At 71.5% G+C, this 23,271-nt stretch carries 20 protein-coding genes; 7 read left to right on the top strand and 13 right to left on the bottom strand.

What is annotated here, in order from left to right:
* Window positions 1–3: 3 nt before the first annotated feature.
* The 3 genes from ACZ4N5_RS02230 to ACZ4N5_RS02220 are packed head-to-tail and all read left to right on the top strand — an operon-like array spanning window position 4 to window position 3,614.
* Window positions 4–894: a carbohydrate ABC transporter permease gene (locus tag ACZ4N5_RS02230; protein ID WP_467755232.1), complete on the top strand. Its 891-nt coding sequence runs from the start codon at window positions 4–6 to the stop codon at window positions 892–894.
* Window positions 891–1,712 carry a carbohydrate ABC transporter permease gene (locus ACZ4N5_RS02225; protein WP_467755231.1) on the top strand — a complete coding sequence of 274 codons (822 nt, stop codon included), beginning with the start codon at window positions 891–893 and terminating at the stop codon, window positions 1,710–1,712. Before ACZ4N5_RS02230 ends, ACZ4N5_RS02225 begins: the two co-directional genes overlap by 4 nt.
* Window positions 1,713–1,751: 39 nt before the next feature.
* Complete coding sequence (locus tag ACZ4N5_RS02220; RefSeq protein WP_467755230.1) at window positions 1,752–3,614, top strand: RICIN domain-containing protein; 1,863 nt, start codon at window positions 1,752–1,754, stop codon at window positions 3,612–3,614.
* Window positions 3,615–3,770: 156 nt separating this feature from the next.
* Here ACZ4N5_RS02220 and ACZ4N5_RS02215 read toward each other — a convergent pair whose 3' ends face one another.
* Entirely contained in the window at window positions 3,771–5,054 is a 1,284-nt protein-coding gene (locus ACZ4N5_RS02215; RefSeq protein WP_467755229.1) for an adenylosuccinate synthase, read from the bottom strand.
* A gap of 200 nt (window positions 5,055–5,254) precedes the next feature.
* On the opposite strand from ACZ4N5_RS02215, the gene ACZ4N5_RS02210 reads away from it, so the two are divergent.
* Window positions 5,255–6,109 carry a diacylglycerol kinase family protein gene (locus ACZ4N5_RS02210; protein WP_467755228.1) on the top strand — a complete coding sequence of 285 codons (855 nt, stop codon included), beginning with the start codon at window positions 5,255–5,257 and terminating at the stop codon, window positions 6,107–6,109.
* Window positions 6,110–6,238: 129 nt separating this feature from the next.
* On the opposite strand, the gene ACZ4N5_RS02205 is transcribed toward ACZ4N5_RS02210, so the two are convergent.
* Window positions 6,239–6,736 (bottom strand): GbsR/MarR family transcriptional regulator, encoded by a 498-nt coding sequence (locus tag ACZ4N5_RS02205; protein WP_467755227.1) that lies wholly within the window; start codon window positions 6,734–6,736, stop codon window positions 6,239–6,241.
* Between the two features lie 103 nt (window positions 6,737–6,839).
* Between ACZ4N5_RS02205 and ACZ4N5_RS02200 the strand changes: the two genes are divergently transcribed.
* Window positions 6,840–7,832: an ABC transporter ATP-binding protein gene (locus tag ACZ4N5_RS02200; protein ID WP_467755226.1), complete on the top strand. Its 993-nt coding sequence runs from the start codon at window positions 6,840–6,842 to the stop codon at window positions 7,830–7,832.
* A complete protein-coding gene (locus tag ACZ4N5_RS02195; RefSeq protein WP_467755225.1) occupies window positions 7,829–9,442 on the top strand; it encodes an ABC transporter permease in 1,614 nt (537 codons plus the stop codon). Before ACZ4N5_RS02200 ends, ACZ4N5_RS02195 begins: the two co-directional genes overlap by 4 nt.
* A gap of 199 nt (window positions 9,443–9,641) precedes the next feature.
* Here the strand turns inward: ACZ4N5_RS02195 and ACZ4N5_RS02190 are convergent, their stop codons facing one another.
* The 8 genes from ACZ4N5_RS02190 to ACZ4N5_RS02155 form a co-directional block, all read right to left on the bottom strand.
* Window positions 9,642–10,862, bottom strand: coding sequence for a cytochrome P450 (locus tag ACZ4N5_RS02190; RefSeq protein ID WP_467755224.1), 1,221 nt, complete (start codon window positions 10,860–10,862; stop codon window positions 9,642–9,644).
* A gap of 189 nt (window positions 10,863–11,051) precedes the next feature.
* Window positions 11,052–11,735, bottom strand: a complete 684-nt coding sequence (locus ACZ4N5_RS02185; protein WP_467755223.1) for a response regulator — start codon at window positions 11,733–11,735, stop codon at window positions 11,052–11,054.
* Complete coding sequence (locus ACZ4N5_RS02180; RefSeq protein WP_467755222.1) at window positions 11,732–13,081, bottom strand: sensor histidine kinase; 1,350 nt, start codon at window positions 13,079–13,081, stop codon at window positions 11,732–11,734. Before ACZ4N5_RS02180 ends, ACZ4N5_RS02185 begins: the two co-directional genes overlap by 4 nt.
* Window positions 13,082–13,230: 149 nt before the next feature.
* Window positions 13,231–13,917, bottom strand: coding sequence for a response regulator (locus ACZ4N5_RS02175; protein ID WP_467755221.1), 687 nt, complete (start codon window positions 13,915–13,917; stop codon window positions 13,231–13,233).
* Window positions 13,914–15,284 carry a sensor histidine kinase gene (locus tag ACZ4N5_RS02170; RefSeq protein WP_467755391.1) on the bottom strand — a complete coding sequence of 457 codons (1,371 nt, stop codon included), beginning with the start codon at window positions 15,282–15,284 and terminating at the stop codon, window positions 13,914–13,916. Before ACZ4N5_RS02170 ends, ACZ4N5_RS02175 begins: the two co-directional genes overlap by 4 nt.
* Window positions 15,285–15,624: 340 nt before the next feature.
* Entirely contained in the window at window positions 15,625–16,848 is a 1,224-nt protein-coding gene (locus ACZ4N5_RS02165; RefSeq protein WP_467755220.1) for an acyltransferase family protein, read from the bottom strand.
* The gene (locus tag ACZ4N5_RS02160) at window positions 16,841–17,767 is read right to left on the bottom strand and encodes an alpha/beta hydrolase (RefSeq protein WP_467755390.1); all 927 of its coding nucleotides are present in this window, start codon (window positions 17,765–17,767) and stop codon (window positions 16,841–16,843) included. The genes ACZ4N5_RS02165 and ACZ4N5_RS02160 overlap by 8 nt, the downstream gene beginning before the upstream one ends.
* A gap of 558 nt (window positions 17,768–18,325) precedes the next feature.
* A complete protein-coding gene (locus ACZ4N5_RS02155; protein WP_467755219.1) occupies window positions 18,326–19,429 on the bottom strand; it encodes an alpha/beta hydrolase in 1,104 nt (367 codons plus the stop codon).
* Between the two features lie 207 nt (window positions 19,430–19,636).
* Here ACZ4N5_RS02155 and ACZ4N5_RS02150 point away from each other — a divergent pair, with 207 nt between their 5' ends.
* Entirely contained in the window at window positions 19,637–20,308 is a 672-nt protein-coding gene (locus ACZ4N5_RS02150) for a TetR/AcrR family transcriptional regulator (protein WP_467755218.1), read from the top strand.
* 295 nt (window positions 20,309–20,603) lie between these two features.
* On the opposite strand, the gene kynU is transcribed toward ACZ4N5_RS02150, so the two are convergent.
* The 3 genes from kynU to ACZ4N5_RS02135 all read right to left on the bottom strand — a co-directional run bounded on the left by kynU (window position 20,604) and on the right by ACZ4N5_RS02135 (window position 23,260).
* Window positions 20,604–21,806 carry a kynureninase gene (kynU, locus tag ACZ4N5_RS02145; protein WP_467755217.1) on the bottom strand — a complete coding sequence of 401 codons (1,203 nt, stop codon included), beginning with the start codon at window positions 21,804–21,806 and terminating at the stop codon, window positions 20,604–20,606.
* Complete coding sequence (locus tag ACZ4N5_RS02140; RefSeq protein ID WP_467755216.1) at window positions 21,799–22,644, bottom strand: tryptophan 2,3-dioxygenase family protein; 846 nt, start codon at window positions 22,642–22,644, stop codon at window positions 21,799–21,801. Before ACZ4N5_RS02140 ends, kynU begins: the two co-directional genes overlap by 8 nt.
* A gap of 202 nt (window positions 22,645–22,846) precedes the next feature.
* Entirely contained in the window at window positions 22,847–23,260 is a 414-nt protein-coding gene (locus ACZ4N5_RS02135; RefSeq protein ID WP_356465547.1) for a DUF3151 domain-containing protein, read from the bottom strand.
* Between the last annotated feature and the right edge of the window lie 11 nt (window positions 23,261–23,271).

Raw genomic sequence — 23,271 nt, 5'->3', positions numbered from 1 at the left:
CGCATGCTCACCCATCACCGCCGGAGCCAGCTGACGGCGCTCGCCTTCCTCGCCCCGCTGGCCGCGTACCTCGCCGCCTTCTACGCCTACCCGCTCTACCGCAACCTCGACCTGAGCCTGCGCGACTACACCGTCAGATCCTTCGTCGCGGGCGACGCCCCGTTCTCGGGCTGGGACAACTTCCGCACGGTACTGAACGACCCGTCCTTCGCCCCGGCGATGCGGCACACCATGGTCTTCACCTTCGCGTCCATCGCCGTCCAGTACGCCGCCGGCCTCGCGCTCGCCGTCTTCTTCAACCGCCGGTTCCCGCTGGCCCCCACCCTCCGGGCCCTGTTCCTCATCCCCTGGCTGCTGCCGCTGATCGTGTCGGCGTCGACCTGGTCCTGGATGTTCAACAGCGAGTCCGGCGTGGTGAATTACGCCCTGCACCTGGTCGGCGTCGACCCCGTCGGCTGGCTCACCTCACCGCACTGGGCGCTGACGTCGGTCGTCATCGCCAACATCTGGATCGGCATCCCCTTCAACCTGGTCATCCTTTACAGCGGCCTCCAGAACATCCCGGCCGAGCTGTACGAGGCCGCCGCCCTGGACGGGGCGAACGCCTGGCAGCAGTTCCGCCGCATCACCTTCCCGCTGCTGCGCCCGGTCTCGGCGATCACGCTGCTGCTCGGCCTCGTCTACACCCTCAAGGTCTTCGACCTGATCTGGATCATGACGAAGGGCGGCCCCGGCGACTCCTCGTCCACCCTGGCGACCTGGTCCTACCAGCTCGGATTCGGCACCCTGCTGCCCAAGTTCGGCCCCGGCGCCGCCGTCGGCAACATCCTCATCGTCATCGCCCTCGCCTTCGGGCTGCTGCACGTCCGCGTCCAGAGGAGGCAGGAGTCGTGAAGTCCCGTACGGGCAAGCGCCGTCACACCGTGATCGGCACCGCCCTCATCGCGCTGATGCTCTTCCCGGTGTACTGGATGCTGAACGTATCCCTCACCCCGCAGCGGAACATGCGCAAGAGCCCGCCCGACCTGTTCCCGCTGCACCCCACCTTCGAGGGCTACCGAGCCGTCCTGAACGACCAGTTGCCCTATCTCGGCACCAGCCTGCTCATCGGTCTCGGCACCGTCGCCCTCACCCTGGTCCTCGCCGCCCCGGCCGGCTACTCCCTCGCCAAGCTGCGGCCGCCCGGCGCCGGACCGCTCGGCCTCGCACTCCTGGTCGCCCAGATGATCCCCGGCATCGTCATGGCGATGGGCTTCTACGGGTTCTTCCTGGACCTCGGGCTGCTCAACTCCTGGTGGGGCCTGATCATCGCGGACTCCACCATCGCCGTGCCGTTCGGCGTCATGATCTTCGCCGCGTTCATGTCGGGCATTCCCGGCGAACTCATCTCCGCGGCCCGGATCGACGGCGCCGGCACCTGGCGGATCTTCCGCTCCGTCGTCCTGCCGGTGAGCCGGAACGCGATCGTCACGGTCTCGCTCTTCGGCTTCCTGTGGGCCTGGTCCGACTTCGTCTTCGCCAACACCCTCGACGGCGGCGGCGACATGCGCCCCATCACCCTCGGCATCTACCACTACATCGGCAACAACAACCAGGAATGGAACGCGATCATGGCCACCGCCGTCGTCGCGTCGGTTCCCGCCACCGTCCTGCTCGTCCTCGCACAGCGCTACGTGGCCGCGGGCGTGACCGCGGGCGCGGTGAAGGACTGAGCAGGCGTTCCCCGCTCCCCACCTCCAGGAGGCTCCTCCATGAGCCGCACGAGCCGCACCAGACGCACGAGCTCCATGCGCCGCTCAGGCCGTACGAACCAGATCGGCGGTACGGGCCGCGCAGCCGGATCGAACCCCGCGAGCCGAGTGCGCCGCGCCGCCGTCAGACCCCACCGTGGCCGGACGCAGGCCGCGTTGGGGGCCATCGCCCTGGCCGCCACCGCCCTCCTGACCGCACCCCCCGCCCAGGCCGCTCCCACCGCGGCCACCACCCTGGTCGTCAACGCCGACCAGACCCTGCGCTCCGTCACCCATGTGGCGAGCGGCAGCCTGTACGGCCTCGCCGACGCGAGCACCCCGGCAGACGGCCTGGTCACCCCGCTGAAGCCGAACACCTTCGTACAGATGGCACCGGGCGGCTCACAGCTCCCCAACGGCGAACCCGCTCCCGGGGGCGACGCGCTGACCGTTGCGTCCAAGGCCGCGCGGGCCGGCGCCGGGGTCGTCGTCCGCATGCCCGACTGGTATCCGAACTTCCCCTACAAGTGGGTGAGCTGGAGCAACTGGCTGTCCGCCGTGGACACCCAGATCGCGTCGGTCAAGTCCTCCTCCGCCACCGACATCCGTGCCTACGAGCTGTGGAACGAACCCGACTGGACCTGGGACACCACGAACGCCGGTACGTTCGAGGCGGGTTGGACGCGCACCTACAAGGAGGTCCGCGCCAAGGACACCACCACCCCGATCCAGGGCCCCAGCCACTCGGCGTGGAACCAGAGCTGGATGAGCACGTTCCTCACCGCCGCCAAGGCCGCCGGCACCGTCCCCGACATCATCGCCTGGCACGAACTCCAGGGCTCCCAGGACATCGCGGCGCACGTGGCGGCGTACCGATCCCTGGAAAGCAGTCTCGGCATCAGCGCGCGCCCGATCTCCATCGAGGAGTACGCGACGCCGACCGAGGTGGGGGTGCCGGGTACGCTCGTCGGCTATGTCGCCAAGTTCGAGCGGGCGGGTGTCCACGACGCCGAGCTGGCCTTCTGGAACCACTACGGCACCCTCGGCGACACCCTCACCGACACCGGCGGATCGCCCAACGGCTCGTACTGGCTCTACAAGTGGTACGGCGACATGTCGGGCAGCATGGTCCCCACCACACCCCCGGCCCAGACCGGCATCGACGGCGCCGCGTCCCGCACCGGGGACGGCCGGCAGATCAGCGTCGTCTTCGGCGGCGGCACCGGTTCGACGGCCGTGACGGTCAAGGGCCTCGGCTCACTGTCCGCCTTCGGCGGCACCGTGCACGCCAAGCTGGAGTACACCCCGTCCAAGGGCCGCACCACGGCCGTATCGGCCCCGTACACGATCTCGGAGGCCGACTACACCGTCTCGAACGGGTCCGTCACCGTGCCCGTGGCCATGAACGCCTCGGACGGCTACCACCTGGTCATCACCCCCAGCGGCAGCTCCACATCGCTCGCCGGGACCTACCAGATCACCAACAAGAACAGCGCCCTCGCCCTGGACACCCAGAACGCGGGCACCGCCCAGGGCACCGCGGTCGTCCAGGCCACGTCCTCCACCGGCACCAGCCAGTCCTGGACCCTCTCCGCCGCCGGATCCGGCCTCTACCGGATCACCAACAAGGCGAGCGGCCTGCTGCTCGGCATCACGAACGCGAGCACGGCGGACGGCGGGACCGCGCTGATCTGGGCGGACAACGGCACCGCCGACCACCTCTGGCAGATCGTCCCGGCCGGTGACGGCTACTACAAGATCGCCAACTACAACAGCGGTCTGCTGCTCGGCGTGAACGGCATGAGCACCTCCACCGGCGCCCAGGTCCTGCAGTGGGACGACAACGGCACCGCCGACCACCTGTGGAGGCTGACCTCGCGCTGAGGCCGGCTCCCCAGGTACGGGTACGCCCCCGGATGTCGGCCGGGGGCGCACTCGTGGAAACAACCGTTTCGGAAACGGCTTCGGAACCTGGACCGGACACGGCTCCGGAACCTGTTCCGGTTACCGCTCCGAATCTGGTCCGGACACCGCTCCGCGCTAGATGAACGAGTTGATCTCGATCGTCTCGTCGCGGCCCGGTCCGACGCCGATCGCGGAGATCGGCGCGCCCGACATCTCCTCCAGCGCCTTCACGTAGTCCTGCGCGTTCTTCGGGAGGTCCGCGAAGGTCTTCGCCTTGGTGATGTCCTCCGACCAGCCGGGGAGCTTCTCGTAGATCGGCTTCGCGTGGTGGAAGTCGGTCTGGGAGTACGGGAGTTCCTCGACGCGCTTGCCGTCGATCTCGTACGCCACGCAGACCGGGATCTCCTCCCAGCCGGTCAGGACGTCCAGCTTGGTGAGGAAGAAGTCGGTCAGACCGTTCACGCGGGTCGCGTAGCGGGCGATGACCGCGTCGAACCAGCCGCAGCGCCGGTCACGGCCGGTCGTCACGCCGCGCTCGTGGCCGATGCGCCGCAGCGCCTCGCCGTCCGCGTCGAAGAGCTCGGTCGGGAACGGGCCCGAGCCGACACGCGTCGTGTACGCCTTGAGGATGCCGATGACCCGGCTGATCTTGGTCGGGCCGACGCCGGCACCCGTGCAGGCGCCGCCCGCGGTCGGGTTCGACGACGTCACGAACGGATACGTGCCGTGGTCGATGTCCAGCAGCGTGCCCTGGCCGCCCTCGAAGAGCACGACCTTGTCCTGCTCCAGCGCCTGATTGAGGATCAGGACGGTGTCCGCGACGTACGGCTTGAGCCGGTCCGCGTAGCCCAGCAGCTCCTCGACGACCTGGCCCGCCTCGATGGCGCGGCGGTTGTAGAGCTTCGTGAGCAGCTGGTTCTTGACCTCCAGAGCCGCTTCGACCTTCTGGGTGAGGATCGACTCGTCATAGAGGTCCTGGACCCGGATGCCGACGCGGTTGATCTTGTCCGCGTAGGTCGGACCGATACCGCGTCCGGTGGTCCCGATCTTCCGCTTCCCGAGGAAGCGCTCCGTCACCTTGTCGACAGTGACGTTGTAAGGCGTGATGATATGAGCGTTTCCGCTGATCAGCAGCTTGGAGGTGTCGATGCCGCGCTCGTTCAGTCCGTTCAGCTCGGAGAACAGGACGGACGGGTCGACGACGACTCCGTTGCCGATCACCGGAGTGCACTCCGGCGTGAGGATTCCGGAAGGGAGGAGGTGGAGGGCGTATTTCTGGTCGCCCACGACTACCGTATGGCCGGCGTTGTTGCCGCCCTGGTAGCGCACCACATAGTCCACGGATCCACCGAGCAGGTCGGTGGCCTTTCCCTTGCCTTCGTCACCCCACTGAGCACCGAGCAGCACAAGTGCGGGCACAGGCGTACACCCCTTCCGGGCGGGGCATGTCCAAGGTCGGGGACGTACGCGGCTGGTTCTGACTACGGCTGCGTACGCCGGCGACCACCATTGGCCGCGACCGTCGGACCGGATGCCCCGGAATAGACGAAGCCCCTGGCGCAAAGGCGCAAGGGGCTCTTGCACAAAGATGCTACCCGAGGAAGCGAGGCAGGACCGAGGTGGCGGCTTCCGACCAGCTCCTGGTGGTCATCGACCCGGTCGCCCGACGGACGGACGGCGAGTCCGTCCGGATCGCGAAAGACGTGCTCAGCGCGGGTGCGGCGACGAAAGTGTGCCTTCCGGAGGGGCCCGAGGAATTTGCTCGGGCACTGATCCGCCGGGGTGCGCGCCGACCCGTCGTCATCGGTGACGACGGTGCCCTGCTGCGGGCGGTGTCCCTGTTGCACCGGCAGCGGGAACTCGCCGCGTGCGCGTTGTCCTTCGTGCCCGTGGGCGGTGTGCTGTCGCTGTCCCGTTCGCTCGGGGTGCCGATGGGGGCCGTCGCGGCGGCCAGAGCGGTCCTCGACGGGGCCGAGCGACGGCTCGACCTGCTCGTGGACGACAGTGACGGCGTGGTGCTCGGCGCGCTGCGCATCCCCTCGCTGCCCTCCCGGACGCCCGCTCCGGTGCACGCGGGAGCGCCCGGGGAGGCCGGTGCGCATCCCTGGCTCCGCACCTGCCAGTCCCTGGTACGGACTCTCGCCTCGCGGCCGTCCCGGCTCGCCTCCGCACCCGGACTCGGGCCCTCCCGGCTGCGGATCGAGGTCGACGGGGTGTGCGTGGTGGATCTGGACCAGCCCGTGGAAGCCGTGTCCGTGACACCCGGGGAATCGGGGACGGGAGCCGAGATCGAGGTCCGCGGGGTGTCCGTGGGGGCCGAGTCCTCGCCCCTGCGGCTGCTGGGACACAAGGTCACCGTCTCCGGCGCCGACTTCCGCTACCGCGCGGACTCCGTGGTGAGCGGCCCGGTCCGGACCCGGACCTGGACAGTACGGGAGTCGGCCTGGGGCCTGACCCTGCCGACGGCACACTGACAGGAGGGGCTTGGTCCACCTGGGCAACGGGGGGACCTGGTCCACGCGCGCAACGGGTGACGGGGAGATGCCGGTCCACCCTGACGGGGCGGGCCGGAACTCGGGACCGGGGCGCCCGGTCCCCGCTCGTCACTCGTCGCCGTACAGCGTCTGGCGGTGGGCGCGCCAGCGTTCCATCATCGCGGCGATCTCGCCGTCGATGAACTCGAAGAACGCCAGGGTCTCGGAGAGCCGGCGCCCGGCCGGGGTCGTGGAACCGAGGGAGTCGACGCCGGCGCGCAGGGCGAGTTCCCAGCGCTTGAGCACCGCGTCGCGGTTGGTCAACGCCTCGTACCACTGGTTGCTGTGCACGCGGTACCGCTCGCGCCGCGAGCCGGGTTCGCGCTCGCGCGAGACCATGTGCTGCTGCGCGAGATAGCGCACCGCGCCGGACACGGCCGCGGGGCTGACCTGGAGCTGCTCGCCGAGTTCGGCGGAGCTCATGGCCCCGGAGTCCGAGGCCAGCAGGGCCGCGAAGACCCGGGCGGGCATCCGCTGCATCCCGGCCTCGACGAGCTGCGCCGCGAAGCCCTCGACGAACTTCGAGACCGCCTCCGGATCCCGCTCCGCCGTAGTCGGTTCCGCCATCTCTCGATCATCTCCCCAGCTCACGCGTCGCCGTCGAGTGTATCCAGGATTTATATGTTTCCTTAACTTCACAAATTTCTGAAAGAAGCGTACGTTCTGGACCATGACGACGGCAATCAGCGTCGCCGGACTGCACAAGTCGTTCGGCAAGACGCACGCACTGGACGGCCTCGACCTGGAGGTCGAGGCCGGTGAAGTGCACGGCTTCCTCGGCCCCAACGGCTCCGGGAAGTCCACCACCATCCGGGTCCTGCTGGGCCTGCTGCGCGCCGATTCGGGCGCGGCACAGATGCTGGGCATGGACCCCTGGGCGGACGCGGTCGAACTGCACCGCCGGGTCGCCTACGTCCCCGGCGACGTGACCCTGTGGCGCAACCTCTCCGGCGGCGAGGTCATCGACCTCTACGGGCGGCTCCACAACGGGGGCCGCGCCCGGCGCGGCGGGCAGGACGGCGGACGGACCGGCGGCCTCGACCCGGCGCGGCGCGCCGACCTGATCGAGCGCTTCGAACTCGACCCCACCAAGAAGGGGCGCACCTACTCGAAGGGCAACCGCCAGAAGGTCGCCCTCGTCGCGGCCTTCGCCTCGGACGTCGACGTGCTCATCCTGGACGAGCCGACCTCGGGCCTCGACCCGCTGATGGAAGAGGTCTTCCAGCGGTGCGTCCGGGAGGAGCGCGACCGGGGCCGCACCATTCTGCTGTCCTCGCACATCCTGAGCGAGGTCGAGGAACTCTGTGACCGCGTCAGCATCATCCGCAAGGGCCAGACCGTCGAGAGCGGCTCCCTCGCCGACCTGCGCCACCTCACCCGCACCAGCGTCACCGCCGAACTCACCGGTCCGCCGAACGGACTGACGTCCCTGCCCGGGGTCCACGATCTCGAAGTCGAGGACACCGGGGCCCGGCCGGACGGGGTCCAGTGCCGGGTCCGGCTCCACGTCGACACCGACAAACTGAACGCCGTCCTGCGGTCGCTGACCGACTCCGGCGTACGGTCCCTGACCTCGACCCCGCCGACCCTGGAGGAGCTGTTCCTGCGGCACTACCAGGAGGATGTCCGGGCGGACGGGTCCGAAGAGGCGATGGCCCGATGACCGCCACGACCGCCGACGCCTTCGCCGCACGCGTCGGCGGCTCCCGCCCACTGGCCGGCACCGGAACCCTGCTGAGATTCGCACTGCGCCGCGACCGCGTGATGATGCCGCTGTGGATCGGCGTGACCGGTCTGATGGTGCTCTCCCTGCCTGCCTCGCTGAAGACCGTCTACAGCACCCCGGCCGAACGCGCCACCCTGGCACGGCAGATGCTCACCAACAGCTCCCTGCGCGCCACCTACGGGCCGGTGTTCAGCGACTCGCTCGGCGGACTCACCGCCTGGCGCATCGGCGGCTACGCGGGAGTCCTCGCCGCCATCATGAGCCTGATCGTCGTCGTACGGCACACCCGGGACGAGGAGGAGAGCGGACGGCAGGAACTCATCTCCGCCGCGATGGTCGGACGGCGGGCCCCGCTGACCGCCGCCCTGCTCGCGGCGCTCGTCGCCAACGGCGTCCTCGCCCTGCTCATCGCGGGCGGCCTCGCCGGACAGGGCGGCGCCGGGGCCCTGGCGCTGGGACTCGCGATCGGCGCGACCGGGATGGTCTTCGCGACCATGGCCGCGATCGTCGCCCAGCTGACGGAGAGCGCACGGCTCGCCAAGGGGCTGACGGGCGGGCTGATCGGCGCCGCGTTCGTCCTCAGGGCGGCGGGCGACTCGGCGACCGACGACGGCTCGTCGCTGCTGACCTGGATCTCCCCTGTGGGCTGGCTGGAGAACCTCCGCGCCTACGCGGACGAGCGCTGGTGGGTCCTGCTGCTGTTCGTCGCCGCCGTCGCCGCACAGGGCGCCGCCGCCTACGCACTCGCCGGGCGGCGGGATGTCGGGATGAGCTTCCTGCCCACCCGGCCGGGACCCGCGACCGGCCGCCTCGGCACGGCGGAAGCACTGGCCTGGCGGCTGCAACGCGGCGCCGTGCTCGGCTGGAGCCTCGGCTTCCTCGCCGCGGGCGCCGCGTTCGGCGGCATCACGAAGGGAGCCGCGGACCTCGTCGGCGGCAACGCCAAGACCCGCGAGATCATCGAGCGGATGGGCGGGCAGGCCGGGATCACCGACGCGTTCCTCGCCGCCATGGTGAACATGCTGGGCATGGTCGCCGCCCTCTACATCGTCTCCTCCGTGCTCCGGCTGCACGGCGAGGAGACCTCGCAGCGCGCCGAACCCCTGCTCGCCGCCGCCGTGGGCCGGCTGCGCTGGGCCGGCGGACACCTCGTCCTCGCCTTCGGCGGCGCGGTCCTCATCATGCTGCTCGGCGGACTGGGCCTCGGTCTCGGCTACGGCTCCGAAGTCGGCGCCGTCCTCGGCGCCTGCCTGGTCCAGGTCCCGGCGATCTGGACCCTGGGCGGCGTCGCCGTCCTGCTCTACGGCCTCTCGCCCCGGCTTGCCCCCGCGTCCTGGGCCGCAGCGGGCCTCGCCCTTCTCCTCGGCTGGATCGGCCCCGCCCTGAACATCCCCCAGGCCGTCATGGACCTCTCCCCCTTCGGTCACCTCCCGAAGCTGCCGGGCGGCACCATGGCCTGGACACCGGTCCTCGTCCTCACCGCAATCGCGGCGGCCCTGACGGCAGTGGGACTGACGTCCCTGCGCCGCCGCGACCTGACCACGTGAGGGGCGACGCAGCCCGACGGATGGCACGCCGGGCGGCCTGACGCGAATGTCAGGCGGCGCGGCCCGAGGGGGTGACGGGCGAGGCGCCTGACGGGGTGGCAGGCGAGGTGAGAGGCGCTGAGGCAGGCGAGGTGAGAGGCGGTGCGGCGGCCCGGCGACAGCAGGGGCCGCGCCGTCGGGCAGGGGGTGGCGATACCCCTCAGACCTCGACCGACAGGCCCTCCAGTCCGCGGATCACGAAGTTCGGTTTGCGGACCGGCTCCTCGGTGAGCCGGAGAGCGGGGGCCCTGGTCAGGAGCGCGCTCATGGACGCCGCCAGTTCGAGCCGGGCCAGCGGAGCGCCGATGCAGTAGTGGATACCCGCGCTGAAGGAGATGTGCGGGTTCTCCGCCCGGGACAGGTCCAACGTCTCCGGGTCCGCGAACACCTCGGCGTCACGGTTCGCGGACCCGAAGAGCATCGCGATCTCCGCACCCCGCGGGACCGTCGTACCGTCGATCTCGATGTCGTCCAGCACCCAGCGCTCGAACAGCTGGAGCGGGGTGTCGTAGCGCATCAGCTCCTCCACCGCCGTGGGTATCAGCGTGTGGTCCGCCCGCAGCGCCGCCAATTGCCCGGGATGCCGGAACAGGGTCCACCAGCCGGTCACCGTCGAGTTGACCGTCGCCTCGTGTCCCGCGTTCAGCAGCAGCACGCAGGTGGAGATCATCTCCTGCTCGGTGAGCCGGTCGCCCTCGTCGTGCGCCTCGATGAGACCCGAGATCAGATCGTCCGCCGGCTCCTTGCGGCGAGCCTCGATCAGCCCTTGCAGGTACTCGGTGAACTCCACCGACGCCCGCACCGCCTTCCGCGCCACCTCCTCGGACGGATTCAGCTCGTACATCCCGCAGATGTCCGCCGACCAGGGCCGCAACGGTGCCCGTTCGGACTCCGGGACACCCAGCATCTCCGCGATCACCGACACCGGCAGCGGCTCCGCCACATCGGTCAGCAGATCCCCGCCGCCCGCCTCCACCAGCCGGTCGACGAGCTCACCCGCCAGCCCCTCCACATACGGCTTCAGCCGCTCCACCGTGCGCGGCGTGAACGCCTTCGACACCAGCCGCCGGATCCGCGTGTGGTCCGGAGGCTCCAGATCGAGCATCCCGTGATCGTTGAGCACATGGAACGGCTCGTGCTCCGGCGGCGGCGCGGTCCGCCCGAAGTCCTCGTGCGTGAACCGGTGCTGATACGTCCGACCCAGCCGGCGGTCCCGCAGCAGCGCCGACACATCCGCGTGGTGCGGCACCAGCCACTGGTTCGTCGGCTCGTAGTAGTGCACCCGGCCGCGCGCACGCAGTTCCTCGTACGCCGGGTAGGGGTCCGCCACGAACGCCGGATCCCACGGGTCGAAGGCCCGCGAACTCTCCAAAGCTGCCATGAACGGACGCTAGCCCGACCCACCCCTCGCTGAACAGGGCCGTCCTGAACAGCGTGCCACCGCCTGTCCGTCCCGTTACGCCGGTACGGCCGGCTCCCGCCAGTCCCTCCGCGCGACCCGCCGTGCCACGATCACCCGGGTGTGACCCGCCATGCCACGGTCACCTGGGTGCGATCCGATGTGTCACGGTCACCCGGGTGTGACCAGGCGTGCCTCGTACGCGAACACCGCCGCCTGCGTCCGGTCCCGCAGCCCCAGCTTCACCAGGATGCGGCTCACATGGGTCTTGATCGTCGACTCCGCGACGACGAGCCGCGCGGCGATCTCCGCGTTCGACAGCCCCTGCGCGATCAGCACCAGCACCTCCGTCTCCCGATCGGTCAGATCCCCGTACGCCGCGTGCGCCGTCGCCGACAACCGGGGCGCGTCCGCGAGCTTGGAGAACTCGGTGATCAGCCGCCTGGTGACCGAGGGGGCGAGCAGCGCCTCCCCGGCCGACACCACCCTCACCCCGTCGGCGAGCTGGCGGGCCGAGGCATCCTTGAGCAGGAAGCCGGACGCTCCTGCCCGCAGCGCCTGATACACGTACTCGTCGAGATCGAACGTCGTCAGCACCAGCACCTTCGCGGCACCGTCCGCGGCGACGATCTCCCGGGTCGCGTCGATCCCGTTCATCTCCGGCATGCGGATGTCCATCAGCACGACGTCCGGTTGCAGCTCACGGACCCGGTCGACCGCCTCCCGGCCGTTGACCGCCTCGCCGACCACCTCGATGTCCGGCATCGCGCCGAGCAGCACGGAGAAGCCCTCGCGGACCATCATCTGGTCGTCGGCGATCAGCACGCGGATCGCACGACTCGTGCCGCCCGTCATTCGGTCCCCTCCCCGGACGGCACCGGCAGGAACACCGCCACCTCGTACCCTCCGTCGTCCATGACGCCCGTCGTCATCTCACCGTCCAGCATCGTGACCCGCTCGCGCATGCCCGTGATGCCGTGCCCCGCGCCGTGCGTGGACTTCTCCAGGGTCGTCACCGGCGCGGGACCGTTGACTATGCGCAGGCCGAGCCCGCCGAGGACATAACCGATCTCGACACGGGCCGACGCGCCCGGCGCGTGCCGCAGCGTGTTGCTGAGAGCCTCCTGGACTATCCGGAACGCCGACAGCTCGACGCCCTGCGGAAGTTCGCGCACCGCACCGGTGACCGCCTTCTCCACGGTCAGACCCGCGTCCCGCACGTTGGCGAGGAGCGCGTCGAGATCGGCGAGAGTGGGCTGCGGTGCGTCCGGGGCCTCGTAGTCCTCGGCCCTGACCACACCCAGCACACGGCGCAGTTCGGTCAGCGCCGCCACCGCGTTCTCCCGGATCGTCACGAACGCCTGCTCCAGCTCCGGGGGCGGATTCTCCACCCGGTAGGGCGCCGCCTCCGCCTGGATGGCGACCACCGACATGTGGTGCGCGACCACGTCGTGCAGCTCGCGGGCGATCGTCGTGCGCTCTTCGAGCAGCGTGCGCCGGGAACGCTCGTGTGCCGTCTCCGACTGGTGGGCCGTCACCTCCTGCTCGGCCTCCTTGCGGATGTTCAGGACCGTGACGACCAGGAGGGCCAGCGCGGAGACGAAGAGCAGCGGGAAGGTGTTGATGCTGTAGTAGCCCCCGCCGAAAAGGGTCTCGGCGAGCAGGCTGTACGCCGCGGTCAGCAGCCACATCCACGCCGCCACGCGGGGGCGTGAGCGCAGCGCCACGACCGTCAGCACCGTGACATGCGCTATAAAACTGCCGGGCGCCCACGGCCAGTCGCTCCAGGCGCTGCCGAACATGGCGACGACCGGGGCCGCCGCCATCGAGAACCAGAAGGCGCCGACCGGGCGGACGAGGGTCGCCAGGACCGGGAGCAGGGCGAGGAGCCCGCACAGCAAGGAGGCGAACTGGCCGCCTGCGGCGCTGTATCCCGCGGCCATCGCCACCAGGCCGACCGCCGCCACCGTCCCGTGCGGGATCCAGGCCGCCTTTGCGCGCAGGGCTCCGGGGAGGCGGCGGGTGAGCGGGCCGTCCGTGCGCATCGGGGGGAGCGGGCGGTAGGCGAAGGCATCGTGGAACATGTCCTGCCGCAGGCCGCGCACGGCGTCCGCGGCAAGGCGGTACTCCGGGCTGCGGGGCTTGGCCCCGGCACCTCCGGGGGGCGGGGGTGTCGTCTGCGTCTGGGTCGTCTCGGTCACGTTCAAAACGGTAGGGCCGGGTGGGGGGTGTGGTCGTCACCTGCGAGGAGGGTCCTTGCGGGTCCGTCTCAGGTACTACGGGTAGGGCCGGGGGTGTGGGGGTGGGCCGATGCCGATGGGCTGGCCCCGTGGCGTGGGGGCCAGGCGGGTCAGTAGCCGGTGGGGCGGATCAGGCCTGATTCGTAGGCGAAGACAGCTGCTTGGGTGCGGTCGCGCAGGCCCAGCTTGACGAGGATGCGGCCGACGTGGGTTTTCACGGTCTGCTCGGCCACCACCAGGCGTTGGGCGATTTCGGCGTTGGAGAGGCCCTGGGCGATGTGGGCCAGGACCTCGGTTTCGCGTTCGGTGAGGTCGCCGATGCGTTGCTTGAGCGGGGCGCGCGGGGTGGAGTCGAGGCGGGAGAACTCGGCGATGAGGCGGCGGGTGATGCCAGGGGCGAGGAGGGCGTCGCCGGCCGCGACCACCCGGACCGCCTCCGCGAGTTGATCGGCCGAGGCGTCCTTGAGGAGGAAGCCGGACGCACCGGCGCGCAGAGCTTCGTAGACGTACTCGTCGAGGTCGAAGGTGGTGAGCACCAGGACCTTGATGTTCGGGGTGTCGGTGGTGATGCGACGGGTCGCCTCGATGCCGCCGAGTTCGGGCATGCGGATGTCCATCAGGACGACGTCCGGGGCGAGTTCGGCGACCTTGAGGATCGCGTCCAGTCCGTCGACCGCCTGGCCGATCACCTCGATGCCCGGGTGGGTGTTGAGCAGCACGGTGAATCCCTGGCGGACCATCTGCTGGTCGTCGGCGATCAGTACGCGGATGGTGCCGGTGCCGCTCACGGTCGTCATGGCGTCTCTTCTCCTGGGAGGCCTGTGAAGGTGTCGTCGGTCCGGGCGGCATCGTGGATGGGCGCATCTTCGTCGGTTGGTGCGGTGCCGTTGCCCGGGAGGAAGGCCGCCACCGCGAAACCGCCGCACGACGTCTCCGAGGTCACGAGGGTGCCACCCAGCATCGCGACGCGCTCCCGCATGCCGAGCAGTCCGTGTCCCGCGCCCGGGGACGGCGGAGCGGGGCGCTCGGGCCGCGAGTTGACGACTCTCACCTGGAGGCCCCGCGGGAAGTGCCAGAGCTCCACCTTCACCGCTGAACCCGGCGCATGGCGCAGGGCGTTGCTCAGTGCCTCCTGGATGATCCGGTACGCCGACAGTTCGACGCCCGGTGCCAGGGGAAGCTGTTCCCCGGCGATCTCCGTGGTCACGTCCAGTCCCGCGGCGCGGGTGTTCTCGACCAGCGCCTCCAGACGGTCCAGCGTGGGCTGCGGGGCGTCCGGCGCCACACCCGCACCCGCACCCGCACCGAGGCCGTACGGGTCCTCCGGATTCTCCGAACGCAGCACTCCGAGCACCCGGCGCAGTTCGGTCAGCGCCTCCAAGGCGTTCTGCCGGATGCCTTCCAGGTTCTCCTTCAATTCCTCGGTCGGGTTCTCGACCAGATGCGGGGCGACCTGTGCCTGAATGGAAATCACCGACATGTGGTGCGCGACCACGTCATGGAGCTCGCGCGCGATACGGCTGCGCTCCTCCAGGACCGTGCGGCGGGCGCGCTCCTCCTCGGTCAGGGACGCCTGTTCGACCAGTTGGGTGCGGGCCTCGCGACGACCACGCAGCGCTGTGCCGAGAAGGACGGCGGCGGCGAAGACGACGACCGCGAGCGCTCCCGTTGGGTGATACGACGGTCCGGGGAGCACGGCCCTCGGGGGGTACGACGGTCCGCCGGCCAGGCCCTGCAGCACATAGGTGGCCAGACCGGTCAGGGCCAGCGCGCCGACAGAGACGCGCGAGGGCAACCGCAGGGCGAGCAGGAAGAGCACGAAGGCCTGCGCCATGATCGCGGACGTGCTCCACGGCCAGTCCGGTCCCGGCACCGGTCCCGGGACGGCCGCCGCTATGTCCGAGCGGGCAGCGGCGGCGGCGACCACGGTGGCACCCAGCGACAGCCACCAGGCCGGCACTGGACGCCACAGCGCGAACACGATCGCCGCGCCCAGCGCGATGCCGCTCAACGTGCCCAGCGGGACACCCAGTCGATAGCCGTCGCTCAGCTCGTCCATGGCCGCCAGCCCGAGACCGAGGGCGATCAAGCACACCACGACATGCGGCAGCCGACGCAGCCAACGGGGCCGGGACAACGGCGGCAGCGGCGCGGCCGCCGGCACCGCGAGCTCGGCCAGGATCCCGCGCAGGAACGGGAAAGAGACCTGGGCAAGTGCCTGTACGCGAATGCCGCGGGGGGAACGGGCTCCACGGCTGATGGGCACGGTGGTGGGGGCGGGGGCTCCGGGCGCGGTGGCGGGCGCGGGAACTCCGGGCACCGTGGCGGGAGCGGAGGTTCCGGGCACCGTGGCGGGCGCGGGAACTCCGGGCACCGTGGCGGGAGCGGACGCTCCGGACACCGAGGTGGGAGCGGAGGTTCCGGGCGGGTGTGAGGGGACGTCAGGGAGCGTGGCGGGCTCGTTGTTCGGGGGCCGGTGCTCCTCGCTGGTCACGTCGTCAAGCCTAGGCACGAGGCGCCGCCCCGGGTGTGGCCGGGCCGTGGCCGCGGTGGACTCGGTGGACACGGACGACCCGGGACGGGCGGCCGGTGGGGCGACGGGGTCCCCGCTCGTGCACGCTGAAGGCGCACCAGCACAGGGCGAGGGCGCAGACGAAGACGGGCAGCCAGGCGACCCTCGCGGCCACCCAGATCAGGGAGTCGGGGGTGGTGTGCAGGCCAGGAAGCCGACCCGCGAGGAGGCCGAGGGCGGTCACCGCCATCAGGGACGTCTGGTGCCAGAGGAATATCGTCATCGCGGAGAGGTTGGCGAAGGCCGTGCCCGCCCAGACCGCGGGGCGCCGCATCCCCCGCCGCAGCGGGTCGCGCAGCAGCAGGGCGAGTCCGCACTGGGCCAGGCCGAAGGTGACCGCGGCCAGCGTCGGCGGGTTGAGGTTGGAGACGGCGGCCCCCGGTATGCCGACCATGGACGCCGGATAACCGGCCCACGTCACCAGCGCGGCCGTCGCCACCGCGCCGCCGCCGAACAACACCCAGCCCGCGCGCCGCCGTTCCAGTTCGCCGCGTGTCCAGGCGGCGCCCAGGGCGTACGGCACCAGCCAGCCCGCCGCGAGGTTCACCCAGCCGAGCCACGCCGGGCCGCCGAAGCCGAAACGAATGACGTCCACATGGAGAACGACGGCCAGCGGCCACAGCGGGTTGAGGCGGGTCACCAGCGGTGTCGCCGCGGTCAGTCCGGCGAAGACGACCAGGAACCAGAGCGGGGACAGCGCCAGCTTCACCAGTGTGTGCGCCGTGCCGAAGTCCGCGCCGGACGCGAGCAGGCAGGCCGTCGCCACCGCCCAGAGCGCCAGCACCGCCGCCACAGGCCTCAGAAGACGGCCCATCCGGGCGCGCAGCCACTGCCCGTACGTCGTGCCGCGCGCCTGCGCCGACGCGTAGCTCTTCGTCGCCACATGGCCGCCCACCAGGAAGAACACGGCGAGCGTCTGGAAGACCCAGGAGATCGGGGTCAGCCAGGGCATGTGCTGCAACGGGCTCGCCGTGTGCAGCGCGCCGCCGTCCGCGACCAGCGCGGTCACCAGCCAGTGGCCCAGGACGACGCCCAGGATCGCGAGGGCGCGCAGGGCGTCGACGGCGCGGTCCCGCTCGACGGGGGTGGCGCGGTCGATGCGGTGGATCGCGGTCCGTACGCCGGTCAGCGCGGTCGTGCCGGTCAGGTCACGCACGGGTCACCTCCGAGGTGTCGCCGAGGACGATGCGGGCGAGGTTGGCCAGGGACACCGAACCCGGTGCGAAGTAGTCGCTGTGGCCGCCGACGCCCGCCCGGAAGACCTGGGCGCCGAAGGACGGGGACACCGGGTCGGGGCCGAAGCCGACGGTCGTACCGAAGAGGCCGACGCTCGCGTGCGGGACGTGCGCGATCCAGTCGGCGGAGCCGCGGGCGGCCCAGACACGGGCGGAGGTGCGCAGCGCGGCGGCGGAGGACGCTCCGGTACCCGGACTGCCGACGACCACGATGTCGCTCACGTCCAGGCCCTGGGCCGCGCGGCCGCAGACCACCGTGCCGTACGAATGGCACAGCAGGGACAGGTGCGCCGACCGGCCGACGACGCCGCGCAGTTGGCGCACGAACGTCCGCAGGAGGTGGGCCGCCTGCTCCGCTCGGTCCGTCGTCAGGACGGTGGCGCTCACGGTGCCCGGCGTCTCGTAGCCGAGCCAGGCGAGGACGGCGCCGCGCGGGCCGAGTCGGTCGTGCAGGGCGACGGCGCCGGCGCGGAAACGGTCGTACGTCTCCAGCGAGGTGTCCGAGCCCGGGACCAGGACGGCCACGCGGTCGGCGTGGGCGAGGTCGCCGAAGACCTCGACGGCCCGGCCGGGCCCCCTGCCGTCGAAGGAGAGGAAATGGCGGGAGGGGGCGGCCATCGCTCGGTCGTCGGCGGCCCGGGTGCGGTCCCCGTGGTCCGCGGCCATCCGGGCCGCCTCCGCCGCGTCGGCCCGGTTCGCCTCGTACGCCTTCTCCAGGGTCGCCGCCGTCAGCGGTGCGAGGACCGCGGGTGCCGGCGCGGGAATCTCCGGGCGGGCGGCGGCGGACAGGGGGACGACGACCGCGGCCGTGACGAGCGCGGCGAGCAGCGTCCGGCGCAGCCGACGGGCGACCCCGCCTCCAGCACGGAGGCGCGGGACTTCGGGGCGAGGGCGCGGGACTTCGGCGCCAGGACACGGAGCCTCGGCACAAGGGCACGGAACTTCGGCGCGAGACCACGGGCCTTCGGAACGAGGCCCAGGGCCTTCGGAACGAGGGCGCGGAACCTCGGCGCCAGGACACGGAGCCTCGGCACAAGGGTGCCGAACCTCGGCGCGAGGGCGCGGAGCTTTGGTCGCCGCGGGTGGTGCGCTCCGCCTGTCCCGTGGCGGGTCCGCGAAGACGTCCGCTCTCCTCCTGAAGATCGGCTTCGCCCGGGAATTCATGGTGTCCGTCCCTCCCCGTCCGCCCGCTCATCGGGCGTCGCTGGAAGGGAAATTACGGATCGTCACCTGTCATCCGCGTCCCGCTGCGGACCCCATCCTGGAGGTAGCTCTCAGGTACTACGGGTATGACCGGGGTTCGGGAGAGAGAGGCAAGAGGGCGGCCAACTCTCGGCCAACTCCCCTGCTTATCAGGGGAGTTGGGCTCTTTTCTCGGATATCGACCGAGCTGCCCGGCTACCAGGCCAGCTGGGCGATCTCCTCCGCCACCACGGCACAGGCGTCGGCGGCCGGGTCGATCAGGGGGAAGTGGCCGACGCCCTCCAGGAGCGTCAGACCGACCACCTCGCCCGCCTTGGCGGCCGCGTCCGTGTACGACTCGGCGACCGCCTGCGGAACGACGACGTCGGTACGGCCCTGGACGAGCGTGGTGGCGATACCGGTGGGGAGCAGCCGCACGGGGTCGGCGTACGGCAGGCGTTCCGCGAACGTTGCTTCTCCGCCCAGGAGTTGGCGGGACGCCCCGCCGCAGACCGCGAGCTTCTCCGCGACCTGGAAGTCCGCGATCGGGGCGAGGGCGACGACTCCGCGCAGTGGCGCGGGACGGTCGAGGTGCCAGGGCGCGTCGGCGGGCAGGAGGTGCCGGGCCGCGGCCCACAGGGCCAGGTGACCGCCCGCCGAGTGGCCGGTGATCACGATGCGCCGGGGGTCGGCCTGCGGAATTGCCTCGCGTACGAGTGCGGGCAGTGCGTCGAGCGCGGCCGCCACGTCGTCGAAGGTGTCGGGCCACCGGCCGGCGACCGGAGCCCCGGCACCGGTATCGCCGCCGCTGCCGCCCTGGGCTCCGCCGTCGCCTCGGTCGCCGGATCCGTCGGCCCCGGAAGAAGCCAGGCCGTCCGCGCCGGAGACGGCGGGGCCGCCCTGCGCGGGGATCGCGGGACCGGCCGGCGCGGGGGGCGTCGCCGCGCCGCGGCGGTACTCGACGTTCGCCACGCCGAATCCGCGGCGGGTCAGGAAGTCGGCGAACGGGGTGATGTGGCGGCGGTCGTACGGGGCACGCCAGGCGCCGCCGTGCAGTACGACCACCAGAGGGGTGGGGACCTCCGGGTCCGGGTCGCGCGGGGCGTAGAAGTCGATCACCTGGTCGGGGTGGTCGCCGTACGCCAGGGTGACGTCGGGGTCCACGGCCGGGTGCGAGAAGGCGGACGCCTCTTCGGCGGCGCCGCGCGCGATGGCGGCGTCGCGCTCGGCACCGTCCCGCTGCGCACCGTCGTGCTGTGCGCCCGCGCGGTGCTCTGCCGCGGCGTCGCCGCCGTCCCGGGATTCGGCGTCGTCCTGCATGCTCCAACCTCTCAGCGGTGAAACGGATTTGGCGGACCAGGGAACAATTCGGCCGTTGGCGGGGACGGTATCAGGCCGGTGACGTGCGCCGACAACGGGTTGTCACGCTCGGTGAGGGGTAAACGGTTCTACTGTTTCGTTACGTTGGCGGGTGGCGTCGCGCCGCTCCGGAGCGTGTTCGACGAATGCCCGACGAAGGAGACCGTCATGTCCGCCGACCCCACCGACCAGGTCGACCCGGTCGAGCCCGTCGAGTCGGCCGGATCCGCCGGATTCGCCGAGCCCGGCACCGTGCGTCCCGGGGGGCGTACGGCGCGCGTCCGTGCGGCCGTACTGCGGGCCGCCGGGGATGTGCTCGCCGAGGAGGGGTTCGCGCGGCTCGATCCGGCCGATGTCGCCCGACGGGCCGGGGTGGGCAAGACGACGGTGTACCGGCGCTGGGGGTCGGTGGCGGGGCTGGTCGCCGATCTGCTCGGCGACATGGCCGGGCGGCCGCTTCCGCGGGTGGACACGGGGAGCGTGCTCGGGGATCTGCGGGCCCATGCCGAGCTCGTACGGCGGACGCTCGCCGATCCTCGGAAGGGGGCGCTGTTCCGGGCGGTGATCGCCGCGGGGGCGTGCGACGCGCAGGCGGCCGAGGCGTTGCGGAGGTTCTGCGAGGTACGGGTCGCCGAGTGGGTGCCCTGTGTGGAACAGGGGGTTGCCCGGGGAGAGTTGCCGGCGGGGACGGATGTGGTGGCGGTCGTGCGGGCCGTTTCGGCGCCGTTGTTTTTCGGGCTGCTCGCGACTGGCGTGGTGCCGGGTGTCGCCGATGCGGAGCGGGCGGCGTCCGCGGCGGTGGCCGCCGCGGGGGCCGGGGTGTTCGTCTCCGCCGAGTGACGTCTCCGGCCGGGGGCCCGCACCAAGGAATCCCCGTCGCCCGGAGCGCCAAGACGCCCAGGCTGTGCCGGGCAAGACCGGAGACCCGACGGCACCGGGCGGCGGGGCCAGAGGGGTTTCGCCCCTCCGCCCCTGCCCTCCCCCAAGGGGTCCGCTTCGCTCGACCAGAGGGGACCCCCATCGTGCCTGGGACCCGCCCCAGACCCCGCTCCGCAAACCCCGCTCCGCAAACGCCGGAGGGGCTGAACCCCGCTCCGCCCCGCCCCGCCCTCGAAGCCGGGGGGTCCGGCTCCTGTTAGCTCAACGTCTCCGCCAGTACCCGTGCTGCCCTCTCCGTGTCGGCGAAGCCGACGTACAGGGGGGTGAAGCCGAAGCGGAGGATGTCCGGGTGACGGAAGTCGCCCACGACGCCGTTGTCGATCAGGCGCTTCATCACAGCGCCCGCGTCCGCGCAGCGCAGGGCCACCTGGCTGCCCCGCTCCGCGTGGGCGGAGGGAGTCACGGACTCGACGCGCCCCTCGGGGACGTACGCGGAGACGCACTCCAGGAAGAAGTCGGTGAGGGCGAGCGACTTGGCGCGGACGCTGTCGATCGACACGCCGTCCCACACCTCCAGCGCCGCTTCCAGGGCCAGCATCGACAGGATGTCCGGCGTGCCGACCCGCCCGCGCAACGCGCCCGGCGCGGGTGCGTACGACGGGCTCATGCCGAAGGGGTCCGCGTGCGAGTTCCAGCCGGGGAGCGGGGAGTCGAAGCGGTCCTGGAGGCCGGCGCGGACGTAGAGGTACGCGGGCGAACCCGGGCCGCCGTTCAGGTACTTGTAGGTGCAGCCGACCGCCAGGTCCACCCCGTGCTCGTCCAGCCCGACCGGCAGGGCGCCCGCGGAATGGCACAGGTCCCACACCGATACGGCACCCGCCGCACGGATCGCGGACGTCAGGGACGGGAGGTCGAAGCGCCGGCCCGTGCGGTAGTCGACGTGGTTGAGCAGCACCGCCGCCGTGCGGGAGCCGAGTACCGAGGGCACCTCGTCCGGATCGACCGGACGCAGCTCGCAGCCCGTCATACGGGCCGCGGACTGCGCGATGTACCCGTCCGTCGGGAACGTCGTCGCGTCGACGAGGATCTCGTCGCGCCCTTCGCCCGCCAGCCGTACCGCGCCCACCAGCGCCTTGAAGACGTTCACACTGGTCGAGTCGCCGACCACGATCTGTCCGGCCGCCGCGCCGACCAGCGGGGCGATCCGGTCGCCGATCCGCTCGGGCGCGGTCCACCACCCGCTCTCCTCCCAGGAGCGGATGCGGAGTTCGCCCCACTGCCTGCGGACGACGTCCTCGACCCTGCCCGGGACCCCGACCGGCAGCGCGCCGAGCGAGTTCCCGTCCAGGTACACCACGTCGTCGAGCACGAACTGCTTGCGCAGCCCGGCGAGTTCGTCGGCCGCGTCCAGTTCCGCCGCCCGCGCGGCCTGCGCGGACACAGAGTCTCGCTCAGACATAGGACCTCGCCGTCCACAGCTCGGGGAACACGTTCTTCTGCGCGCGCTTCTCCAGCCAGGCCACTCCGGCGGAGCCGCCCGTGCCGGTCTTCGAGCCCATCGCCCGCCGCGTGGCGACGAGGTGGTCGTTGCGCCAGCGCCACACCAGCTCGGCGACGTCGGTCAGCGCCTCGCCGAGCCGCGCGAGCTCGTCGGTGTCGTCACCGGCGTACAGGGCCGTCCACGCGGCCTCGACCTCGGGGACGGGTTCGTAGCGCTGCGACACGTCACGCTCCAGCACGGCGGCCGGGATCGCGTGCCCGCGCCGCGCGAGCAGCCGCAGCACCTCGTCGTACAGGCTCGGCTCGTGCAGCGCCTTCTCCAGCTCGGCGTACACCCGCGCCGCGCCCCGGTGTGGGACGAGCATGGAGGCGGACTTCTCGCCGAGCAGGAACTCCATGCGCCGGTACATCGCCGACTGGAAACCGGAACCCTCGCCGAGGGCCGAACGGTAGGAGTTGAACTGCGCGGGGGTGAGCTGTCCGAGCGGACGCCAGGACGCGTTCAGCGCCTCCAGCTCCCGTACGGACCGCTTCAGCGCGGCCACCGCGACGGGGACGTCGTCGGCGCGCAGTGCCTTGGCCGCCGTCTCCCACTCGTGGACGATGACCGTGAACCACAGCTCCATGACCTGGGTCGTCACCAGGAAGACCATCTCTCCGGGGTCGTCGGAGAGGGTGTGCTGGAGGTGGGTGAGCACGTCGGCCTGTACGTAGTCCTCGTACGGCGTCGTGCCCTGGAAGTCGAGATGCGGAGTCTCGGGCTCCTGAGCCGGCGTGGGCTGAGCCTGGTGGGACATCGCTGTCTCCTGCAATGTGCTCCGGGTAGCGGTCCGCCCCTGCCGTTACCGACACGGGGGCCCCGGTCCCCACCGGGCATCCTCCACAATCGTCCCCCGAAACCGCAAGGTCCGCCTGGTCACACCAGGCGGACCCGCATCACGGTGCCCCGAAGGAACCCGCCCGGAACAGGCCCGGCGTCCCCGGAAACCGGTCCGGGGACTAGCCCAGGGTCTGGGCCGCCGTCGGCGAGGAGTCCTTCAGGAACTGGCTGCAGCGCTCGTACTCCTCCTGCTCGCCGATCGCCTGGGCGGCGCGGGCGAGGGCGTGCAGGGCGCGCAGGAAACCGCGGTTCGGCTCGTGCTCCCAGGGCACCGGTCCGTGTCCCTTCCAGCCGCTCCGGCGCAGGGCGTCCAGGCCGCGGTGGTATCCCGTACGGGCGTAGGCGTACGACTCGACGACACCGCCGCGCTCGAACGCGTCGTCGGCGAGCTGCGCCCAGGCGAGCGAGGAGGTGGGGTACTTGGCGGCGACATCGGCGGGGGCCGTGCCGTTCGCGAGGAGCTCGCGCGGCTCCGGGTCGTCCGGGAGATGGGTCGGGGGCGGTCCCCCGAGAAGGTTCTCGTGAATCGTCATGGGTTCCAGTC

This window comes from Streptomyces sp. NPDC026500 (assembly GCF_055567635.1).
Note: the sequence above shows the minus strand (reverse complement) of the source record. Positions and strands in the feature narration are given on the sequence as shown.

Excerpts from the sequence above, each read along its gene's own strand:
- ACZ4N5_RS02190 (WP_467755224.1), bottom strand. The coding sequence starts at position 10,862 with ATGGCAGCTTTGGAGAGTTCGCGGGCCTTCGACCCGTGGGATCCGGCG.
- ACZ4N5_RS02200 (WP_467755226.1), top strand. The coding sequence starts at position 6,840 with ATGACGACGGCAATCAGCGTCGCCGGACTGCACAAGTCGTTCGGCAAG.
- ACZ4N5_RS02230 (WP_467755232.1), top strand. The coding sequence starts at position 4 with ATGCTCACCCATCACCGCCGGAGCCAGCTGACGGCGCTCGCCTTCCTC.
- ACZ4N5_RS02175 (WP_467755221.1), bottom strand. The coding sequence starts at position 13,917 with ATGACGACCGTGAGCGGCACCGGCACCATCCGCGTACTGATCGCCGAC.
- ACZ4N5_RS02140 (WP_467755216.1), bottom strand. The coding sequence starts at position 22,644 with ATGTCCCACCAGGCTCAGCCCACGCCGGCTCAGGAGCCCGAGACTCCG.
- ACZ4N5_RS02195 (WP_467755225.1), top strand. The coding sequence starts at position 7,829 with ATGACCGCCACGACCGCCGACGCCTTCGCCGCACGCGTCGGCGGCTCC.
- ACZ4N5_RS02205 (WP_467755227.1), bottom strand. The coding sequence starts at position 6,736 with ATGGCGGAACCGACTACGGCGGAGCGGGATCCGGAGGCGGTCTCGAAG.
- kynU (WP_467755217.1), bottom strand. The coding sequence starts at position 21,806 with ATGTCTGAGCGAGACTCTGTGTCCGCGCAGGCCGCGCGGGCGGCGGAA.
- ACZ4N5_RS02185 (WP_467755223.1), bottom strand. The coding sequence starts at position 11,735 with ATGACGGGCGGCACGAGTCGTGCGATCCGCGTGCTGATCGCCGACGAC.
- ACZ4N5_RS02155 (WP_467755219.1), bottom strand. The coding sequence starts at position 19,429 with ATGCAGGACGACGCCGAATCCCGGGACGGCGGCGACGCCGCGGCAGAG.
- ACZ4N5_RS02220 (WP_467755230.1), top strand. The coding sequence starts at position 1,752 with ATGAGCCGCACGAGCCGCACCAGACGCACGAGCTCCATGCGCCGCTCA.
- ACZ4N5_RS02135 (WP_356465547.1), bottom strand. The coding sequence starts at position 23,260 with ATGACGATTCACGAGAACCTTCTCGGGGGACCGCCCCCGACCCATCTC.
- ACZ4N5_RS02150 (WP_467755218.1), top strand. The coding sequence starts at position 19,637 with ATGTCCGCCGACCCCACCGACCAGGTCGACCCGGTCGAGCCCGTCGAG.